The organism is Caballeronia sp. GAWG1-1 (assembly GCF_023631465.1).
In the GTDB taxonomy this organism is placed as follows: Bacteria; Pseudomonadota; Gammaproteobacteria; order Burkholderiales; family Burkholderiaceae; genus Caballeronia.
The window spans coordinates 1-314 of sequence record NZ_JALQDB010000125.1 but is presented as its reverse complement, the minus strand read 5'-3'; the positions used below and the strand labels follow the sequence as shown (position 1 = coordinate 314).

Sequence of the window (314 nt, the reverse complement as noted above, 5' to 3'; positions counted from 1 at the left end):
GGTTCATCTTGATCCTGTGAAGAGGTCTGACCGAGCCGGCAACGACGTCTTGGCTGTGCACTTCTATCCAGACGACCATGTTGAATTCGAGTTTCGCAATGACTTTAGCGGCTCTCGATTTGACTATGCTGAAGTACATCATTGGTTTAAAACGAAATACGGCAAGGCTGCAAATCCAGACGATCTTGACTGGGCTGCCGCCTACCGTCGAACCACACGTGTGGCTGTTCAAGGCTGGCTGAAATACCGCTTCACCGACTCCGTCGATCTTGAGCAGTACGTGTACTACACGTTGCTCGTCAATCCGAAGTTTG

1 pseudogene is annotated in these 314 nt (G+C 50.6%); it reads left to right on the top strand.

The window, feature by feature from the left end:
- Positions 1 to 55: 55 nt before the first annotated feature.
- Positions 56 to 314 (top strand): annotated as a pseudogene (locus NCT03_RS33735) (DUF3304 domain-containing protein); the annotation flags it as partial.